This is a genomic window from Mesorhizobium sp. M0276 (assembly GCF_040321755.1).
In the GTDB taxonomy this organism is placed as follows: domain Bacteria; phylum Pseudomonadota; class Alphaproteobacteria; order Rhizobiales; family Rhizobiaceae; genus Mesorhizobium.
On sequence record NZ_JAMYSC010000035.1, the window covers coordinates 65,041 to 71,833 of the forward strand.

The window sequence follows — 6,793 nt, forward strand, 5'->3', positions numbered from 1 at the left end:
CTTGCACCTACTGCCTACTGCCTCATTTTCAAGCCTTTGCCGTCTTGGCGCCTGCGCCCAAAGCGGCGGTGCGCAGCACGTAGTAGATGATGCCGGCGATCGCCACGCCGAAGAACCAGCCATAGACGCCCCACCACGACGGCAGCCAGTTGGTGAAGTTCGGCAGGATCGACGAGAAGATAGCACCGATACCGGCGGCGATGAAGGCATTGACATGCCAGCCGCCCTGGAACCGGAACTCGCCGTCCTCGCGATAGAGCGCCTCGACATCGACCTCACCCTTCCGGATCAGATAGTAGTCGACCATCATCACGCCGAAGATCGGCCCCATCGTCGCGCCGATGACGTTGACAAAGGAAGCGGCACTGCCTTCCCACGGTGCGAAGGGATAGAGCACGAGCGCGATGACGGCCGCGATATAGCCGCCCTTTTTGAAGTCGATCTGCCTGGGAAAGACGTTGGAGAAGTCGAAGGCCGGCGAGACGAAGTTTGCCACCACGTTAATGCCGAGGGTTGCCACGGCAAAGGTCAAGGCCGCGAGCGCCGCCAGGAACCAGCTATCGAACTTCGCCGAGATCTGGTCGGGATGCAGCAGCACTTCGCCATAGACGTCAAAGGCGGCAATGGTGGTGACACCGGCGACCAGGGAAAACAGGATCAGGTTGATCGGCAGGCCCCAGATGTTGCCCTTGCGCAGCGATGCCTTGTCCGGCGCGTAACGGGCGAAATCGCAGAAATTGAGATAAAGCGCGGAAAAGTAGGTGACCCAGATCGCCGCCACCGCAAACAGCGACGTCCATGATCCCGGCGTGCCCGGTACGCCCGCATCCTTGGTCTTGTCCAGCAGCACGTCCATAGGGATATCGCTGGTGAAGGCAAATCTCCCGGATTTGACACAAAGGTAGATCGCCAGGATCAGCATCATCACCCAGACTGCCGGTCCTGCCCAATCCTGGAAGCGGCGCACCGTTTCCATGCCGTTCTGGATGATCAGCAATTGCAGCGCCCAGATGACCACGAAGCAGATCACCTCCAGGCCGGTATGGCCGAGGAAATGCGTGTTGGCGTTGAAATCGGCAAACCATTGCGCGCGGATCAATAGCGCTACGATTGCGCCGGAGGCGGCGGCAGTCTGTGCGCCATACCAGAAGCAGGCGACCACCGCGCGCACCAGCGCCGGTATGTTGGCGCCCCAGATGCCGAAAGAGGCGCGCGCAAGCACGGGGTAGGGCACGCCTGTCTTCACGCCGGCGTAGCCGACCATGTTCATCAGCGCGTAGATGATCAGTGAACCGATGCCGATGGCGATGAGGAAATTGACGAACCCGCCACAGAATAGAAAAAGGCTGGCGGCGAGATAGTAGCCCCAGAGGCTGTGAACGTCCGACGTCCAGACGTTGAAGATCGAGAATGGTCCCCAGTTTCGAGTTTTGGCTGGCGCCAGGTCCTCGTTGTACAGATCAGGTGAAGCACCCTGTATTGTCATTGCAATGGTCCCCTTTTGCAGCACGCGCCCTGACGCGTTGGCGGTGCAGGGTAAGCCTGACGCAGGGGAACCGACAAGCAATCTATTTGTCGGCTTTGGCCTTAAAGATATTCAATGAGAACTGCGATTATCGACGGCACTCCATGGTGGGCCGCCTCTGGATCTGCCGGGCCGATGATTCGAAATTCCGATCTCCTAAAGAGAAATCTCGGATTGCGTGGAACCGGCTGTCGAATGGCGCGTTTCATTGGGTTCGATTGAGCGCATCGCGATCGACGGGGAGGAAACGATGAACGACCTGCATTTCATTTCGCCCGTGCGGATCTCGCGCGGGGAGGGGCACCCTACTGAAGAAATTGATAGTGTTGCCGAGGCCATGGCGTTCTTGCGGAAATGGCCGACGGGACGGCGCGGTCCGGTGTATCAGTGCGCGCTGAATTGCTGCTCGGCCGCCCTGTCGGGCCAGATGACGGCCGAGGAAGCTCGGAAAGCGTTCACAGGCTTTGCCCGCATAACACGCCTTCTCGATGATGACATGGCATTGCCGGCGGCCGGCGAGGACAAGGCAAGCGTGCACGCGCTGCGTCGGTAGGTGGCTCGCATCATCATCCTTACGGGGAAGTACTACGACAACGGGTTCCGTCGGCCCAGCCGTCCCATTTGTGGTCGGGGTGGTCGTTCAGCTATTCACTTGCCTCGCGACCCGACACCTGCTCGATCAGGATGCGAAAAAACACATGTGGGCTGCTGTCCGACACAGGAGGCACGACCGGCTTGAGCGCACCAGGCTCCCACCAGTCGGCGTGTTTGCTCAGCACTGACCATGCATGGTCGCGCTCGATCTTGTAGCCAACCCGGTCCGGCAATTCCTCATAGCGGCCATCGACTACGACGCTTCTCCATCCACGCCCTTTGCCGCGCTCGTCGACCTGGACGGATACCAGCGGATTGGCTCGCATCCATTCGATCTTCTTGCCCGGCATTGAAAATGCGTAGAGGTGATTATCCGCATGTGCGTAGTAGAGAGGCACGACGTAAGGCTGCCCGTTCTTTGCGCATGCGAGCCGTCCGACCCGATTGGCCGTCAGCAATCTCGTACTTTCCAGGGCGGAAAGGGTTTGGATCAGCATCGGTGCCGTCTCCTATTTCGCGGCCATCCCAAAGTGTTGCGCCGCTTTGAACCATCACCATCCAGGTGCTTCCGCCCGGCTCATGGCTGGCAAAGTCCACATTCGCGCATTTGGCAATTGCGGAAAATGATTCAGATCAAGGCGCGGGCTGGCGCTTCTGGAGAATCATCTGGAGATGTGGAAACCGATCCTCACCGCTCCGTTTGGGCGCAACCTCACACTGGCCGTCTTCGACGAGGATGGCGAGCATGCGCTAGTGTTTCCCTGCATGAAGGAGCGGGAAGGCTGGAGGAACGCCGCCACCGGCGCATGGGTAGACATCCGCCCGACACACTGGTGCGACTGGGGGTCTCACGGTGTGCCGGCTCTCGACGACAACTCCTTTGACGATGGTTCCTAGGATTTGGATTCTACGATCAGTGCCATGCGCACGAGGTGCGACAGGCTGCTCGCGCTCATCTTGCTCATGACATTGGCGCGATGGATCTCGACCGTACGTGGGCTGATTCCGAGATCATAAGCGATCGTCTTGTTTGGAAGACCTGAGACAAGTCCATCCAGCACTTGTCGCTCTCGTTCCGACAGCGTCGATAAACGGCCGTTGATTTCCGTGGATTGTGGGTGCGTAGTGTTCGCCTGATTGCGCTTATCCAAAGCGGAACGGATCGCACTTATCAGAATATCGTCGTCGAAAGGTTTTTCGATGAAATCGGACGCCCCCTCCTTCATTGCCTGAACGGCGAGCGCCACATCAGCATGGCCCGTCATCACGATGACCGGAAGCATGTATCCGCGGGTTCGGAGCTGCCGCAGGAACTCGATCCCGTCGATGCCCGGCATGCGCACGTCGGTGACGATGCAACCGTCGGGATTGCCCGTCGCGGTATCCAGAAAAGCTGTCGCCGATTCGTACAGCCGCACGGCAAAGTCGGCTGTCGCCAGAAGAAAGCCAAGCGATTTGCGCACGTCCACATCGTCGTCAACCACGTGCACCAGATCACTAACCGCCATTTGTGACCTCTTCCTTCTCCACAATGCGCAACGTGAACCGGAAAGCGGTCCCTCCAGCCGGCATTGGCTCGGTCCAGATGTGACCTCCGTGCGATTCGACGATGGTACGGCAAATCGAGAGGCCGACGCCCATGCCCTGCTTCTTTGTGGTGACAAATGGCTGGAAAAGCTGTGCGGAGACCTCCGGCGCGAGGCCGGGGCCGGTGTCGACCACGCTTACCTCCGCCATGCCATCGTCCCGGGCGACAGTTGTGACTTTCAACTCGCGGCGCGGCGCGCCTTGCATGGCCTCCACGGCGTTGCGTATCAGGTTAAGCAGCACCTGCTGAATTTGGATGCGATCAGTCAAAACCAGTTCGGCCTCCGGATCAAGCTGGTAGCTGACGCGCACGTCTATTTCCCTCGCGCCCACCAAAGCCAGTGAGGAGGCTTCCTCGATCAGCATCGGCAAGCGTTCGACCTGACGCTCGCTTTCGCCCCTGGCGACGAAATCGCGAAGATGACGAATGACCTCTCCAGCCCGCAAAGCTTGCTCAGCCGCGTTCTCGACGGCCTCTCTCAGCATCGGTGCGTTCTCTTCCGTGCTCTTCTCAAGAAGCCGGCGGCTGCCTTTGAGGTAGTTTGTGATCGCCGTGAGCGGCTGGTTTATCTCATGGGCAAGCGTCGAGGCCATTTCGCCTAGCGCGGTGAACCGGGCCATGTGGAGCAGTTCCAGCTGCTGGTCCTGTATTCGCGCTTCCGCCCTGTGGCGCTCGGTCAGGTCTCGGCAGAAGCCGGTAAAGAAGCGCCCGGTTCCGGGATGCATTTCGCCAACGGAAAGCTCCATTGGAAAGGTCGAACCGTCCTTCCGCATTCCGGTGACCGTGCGGCCTAGCCCGATGATCCGGCGCTCACCGGTCGTCAGATAGCGAAGCACATAGGCGTCGTGCTCGTCGCGGTAGGGCGACGGCATCAGTATGTTGACGTTTCGCCCAATGGCTTCGCTGGCCTGATAACCGAACAGCGCTTCCGCAGCTGTGCTGAACGATTGAATGCTGCCCAGTTCATCGATAACCACCATTGCATCGGGCACCGTCGCCAGGATCGAACGCAAATGATCTTCGCGCAGCTGAAGGGCTGCATTCGCGAAGGAAAGCTCACTGACATCAGTGCCTTGGACAAAGATGGCCGTGATGCGGCCATCGTCGGCCTTGATCGGCTGGTAGACGAAATCGAGGATTCGCTCTTCAAGCGGCTGGTCGTCCCTGTTGCGAAGACCGACCTTCATGCCTTGGCCCCTGTATGGCCCACCGGTCCTGTAGACATGGTCCAGCTGTTCCAAGAACCCTTGGCCTTCGAGTTCGGGAAGGGCTTCGCGCAGCGATTTTCCAATCACTTGCCTGTCGCCGATGAGCCGTTGATAGGCGGCATTCGTCAGTTCAAAGACATGATCCGGCTCACGCATGATAGCCATGAAGCCCGGGGCCTGTTCGAACATTTGGGACAAGACCGACTTCAGCATCGTCCCGCCGGCCGACAAAATTGGCGCTTCGTCTTGGCTCACCTGAAATCCTTGGATTCGACACGCCTGCGAGGAGGGCTAACTACCACTTCTCGCCGCGCGCGCAAAACGGATCGGGGCGGGTGTTTTGGCAGCAGCTCCGCCTGTTGACCGAGATCAATGTCGTCTACCGCCAGCATGCGATGATCGCGAAGAAGGAGGAGCCACCGACATGAACTTTCTCGACTACCTGATCTCGGTTGACACTAGGACCGCGTTGATGGATCGCATGATGCGCAAGCTTGGCGTCGACAGGCAATTGAAAATCGTGTCGGACCATGAAGCCGTCGTCCACCGAGCGGCGGACCGCTGCCGCTCCTGCGGCCACCAGGACGAATGCGCAATTTGGCTCGACGAACACCAGCAAGCCGATGATCCACCCGACTATTGCCGCAACCGGGATTTGATCGCACGTCTGCAACATGCGGCCGGCCAACGCTAGTCTTGGTCTAGTGCTTCGAGCTCTAAGGGCGACCGTCCCTGCCTTCTCAGCTTCTGTGGCCAAATGCCTACGAAACCAGGACGACAGACAGCGGTCCGGCGCAGATGAGGTTGTCCCTGACAGCCTTGACGCCGGCGACATTTTCGGCGGCGACGATGGCTGCCTGGCGCTCGCGCTCGTCGAAGATGGCGCCGTTCAGTTGCACCGCCCCTGTGTTCACGGTCACATCGATCATGTCCTTGCCGGTCCATTTCTGCTTCGCAAGTTCGGCAAGGACGTCCTGACGGATTTGTTCGTCGTCTATCCGTGCCGAGGCCGCGCCAGATGGGACGTCGAGTAATGCGCGCAGCAGGTCGGAGCGGGTCACGATGCCGATCACCTTGCCGCCATCGACGACCGGAATGCGTTTGACGTGATGGCGTGTCTTGAGCTCGACCGTGCTGGACAGCGATGTGCCAGGTGATACTGTAACGACATCCGCCGTCATCACCTCTTCGATACGCCTTCCGTTGGCTTGAACATATTCATCGGCGGCCCTTCCTGGGGTGACCAGAGCCTCCAGCCAACGCGGACGCGTGCGTCGCGTGCCCAGTTCTTCCCGGCGCAGAAAATCGCCCTCGCTGACGATCCCCACCAGCGTGCCGTCGCTGCGAATGACAGGCAGGCCACTGATCTTCTTCGAAAGCATCAACCGTGCCGCATCGGCAATCGAAGCGTCAGGGTCAATGGCGACGACGGGTGTGGTCATTATCGCTTCTGCTCGCATCCTTGCCTCCTCGGATGTTTATCCCTTGACTATCCAGATTTATGGGCTGTGCACTTTGATCTGGGTCACCGGTCCCAGCGGTGTTTGAGCGACCCCGGCGCCCGAGTCAGCCTTGCGGCTTGTCGTCGCCATCGATCAGGATCCGTTCTGCGGCTCCATCGAGATCTTCATATTGACCGCTTCTCAAGGCCCACAGAAAGCCCCCAAGTCCAAGGGCGCCAAGGAAGAGGGCCAGGGGTATGAGGTAGGAAAGAGTCGTCATCGGGGTTGTGCCAATTGGCTGACGCCGCGGCGCCTGTCCTGTCGAGAGTTTTGCGCCTGTCCGTTCGACACGAAGCCTTGCAGGCGCAGCGCATTTCCAATGACAAGCAGCGATGAGGCCGACATGGCGATCGCAGCGATCAGTGGCGTGACGTGT

The 6,793-nt window shown here is 59.5% G+C and carries 9 protein-coding genes; 3 read left to right on the forward strand and 6 right to left on the reverse strand.

Going from position 1 to position 6,793, the window contains the following annotated elements; genetic code table 11:
• Positions 1-28: 28 nt before the first annotated feature.
• Positions 29-1,486, reverse strand: a complete 1,458-nt coding sequence (locus NKJ01_RS24775; protein ID WP_352731779.1) for an NCS1 family nucleobase:cation symporter-1 — start codon at positions 1,484-1,486, stop codon at positions 29-31.
• A gap of 289 nt (positions 1,487-1,775) precedes the next feature.
• Between NKJ01_RS24775 and NKJ01_RS24780 the strand changes: the two genes are divergently transcribed.
• Complete coding sequence (locus NKJ01_RS24780) at positions 1,776-2,078, forward strand: DUF982 domain-containing protein (RefSeq protein ID WP_352731781.1); 303 nt, start codon at positions 1,776-1,778, stop codon at positions 2,076-2,078.
• Between the two features lie 91 nt (positions 2,079-2,169).
• Here NKJ01_RS24780 and NKJ01_RS24785 read toward each other — a convergent pair whose 3' ends face one another.
• Complete coding sequence (locus tag NKJ01_RS24785) at positions 2,170-2,616, reverse strand: pyridoxamine 5'-phosphate oxidase family protein (protein WP_352731783.1); 447 nt, start codon at positions 2,614-2,616, stop codon at positions 2,170-2,172.
• 175 nt (positions 2,617-2,791) lie between these two features.
• On the opposite strand from NKJ01_RS24785, the gene NKJ01_RS24790 reads away from it, so the two are divergent.
• A complete protein-coding gene (locus NKJ01_RS24790) occupies positions 2,792-3,016 on the forward strand; it encodes a hypothetical protein (protein ID WP_023759215.1) in 225 nt (74 codons plus the stop codon).
• Here the strand turns inward: NKJ01_RS24790 and fixJ are convergent.
• Together fixJ and NKJ01_RS24800 are read right to left on the reverse strand one after the other, a co-directional pair.
• Positions 3,013-3,627, reverse strand: coding sequence for a response regulator FixJ (gene fixJ / locus NKJ01_RS24795; RefSeq protein ID WP_352731786.1), 615 nt, complete (start codon positions 3,625-3,627; stop codon positions 3,013-3,015). The two genes, NKJ01_RS24790 and fixJ, sit on opposite strands and share 4 nt — an antisense overlap.
• A complete protein-coding gene (locus NKJ01_RS24800) occupies positions 3,617-5,128 on the reverse strand; it encodes a PAS domain S-box protein (protein ID WP_502905909.1) in 1,512 nt (503 codons plus the stop codon). The genes fixJ and NKJ01_RS24800 overlap by 11 nt, the downstream gene beginning before the upstream one ends.
• A 211-nt stretch (positions 5,129-5,339) precedes the next feature.
• Between NKJ01_RS24800 and NKJ01_RS24805 the strand changes: the two genes are divergently transcribed.
• Positions 5,340-5,609, forward strand: a complete 270-nt coding sequence (locus NKJ01_RS24805) for a DUF6455 family protein (RefSeq protein ID WP_352731791.1) — start codon at positions 5,340-5,342, stop codon at positions 5,607-5,609.
• A gap of 67 nt (positions 5,610-5,676) precedes the next feature.
• Here NKJ01_RS24805 and NKJ01_RS24810 read toward each other — a convergent pair whose 3' ends face one another.
• Both NKJ01_RS24810 and ccoS read right to left on the reverse strand, forming a co-directional pair.
• Positions 5,677-6,375, reverse strand: a complete 699-nt coding sequence (locus NKJ01_RS24810; protein WP_502905908.1) for a CBS domain-containing protein — start codon at positions 6,373-6,375, stop codon at positions 5,677-5,679.
• A gap of 106 nt (positions 6,376-6,481) precedes the next feature.
• Entirely contained in the window at positions 6,482-6,637 is a 156-nt protein-coding gene (gene ccoS, locus NKJ01_RS24815) for a cbb3-type cytochrome oxidase assembly protein CcoS (protein ID WP_352607425.1), read from the reverse strand.
• Positions 6,638-6,793: the final 156 nt, after the last annotated feature.

Coding starts and splice junctions, on each gene's coding strand:
- NKJ01_RS24775 (WP_352731779.1), bottom strand. CDS start 1,486: ATGACAATACAGGGTGCTTCACCTGATCTGTACAACGAGGACCTGGCG.
- NKJ01_RS24780 (WP_352731781.1), top strand. CDS start 1,776: ATGAACGACCTGCATTTCATTTCGCCCGTGCGGATCTCGCGCGGGGAG.
- NKJ01_RS24785 (WP_352731783.1), bottom strand. CDS start 2,616: ATGCTGATCCAAACCCTTTCCGCCCTGGAAAGTACGAGATTGCTGACG.
- NKJ01_RS24790 (WP_023759215.1), top strand. CDS start 2,792: ATGTGGAAACCGATCCTCACCGCTCCGTTTGGGCGCAACCTCACACTG.
- fixJ (WP_352731786.1), bottom strand. CDS start 3,627: ATGGCGGTTAGTGATCTGGTGCACGTGGTTGACGACGATGTGGACGTG.
- NKJ01_RS24800 (WP_502905909.1), bottom strand. CDS start 5,128: ATGCTGAAGTCGGTCTTGTCCCAAATGTTCGAACAGGCCCCGGGCTTC.
- NKJ01_RS24805 (WP_352731791.1), top strand. CDS start 5,340: ATGAACTTTCTCGACTACCTGATCTCGGTTGACACTAGGACCGCGTTG.
- NKJ01_RS24810 (WP_502905908.1), bottom strand. CDS start 6,375: ATGCGAGCAGAAGCGATAATGACCACACCCGTCGTCGCCATTGACCCT.
- ccoS (WP_352607425.1), bottom strand. CDS start 6,637: ATGACGACTCTTTCCTACCTCATACCCCTGGCCCTCTTCCTTGGCGCC.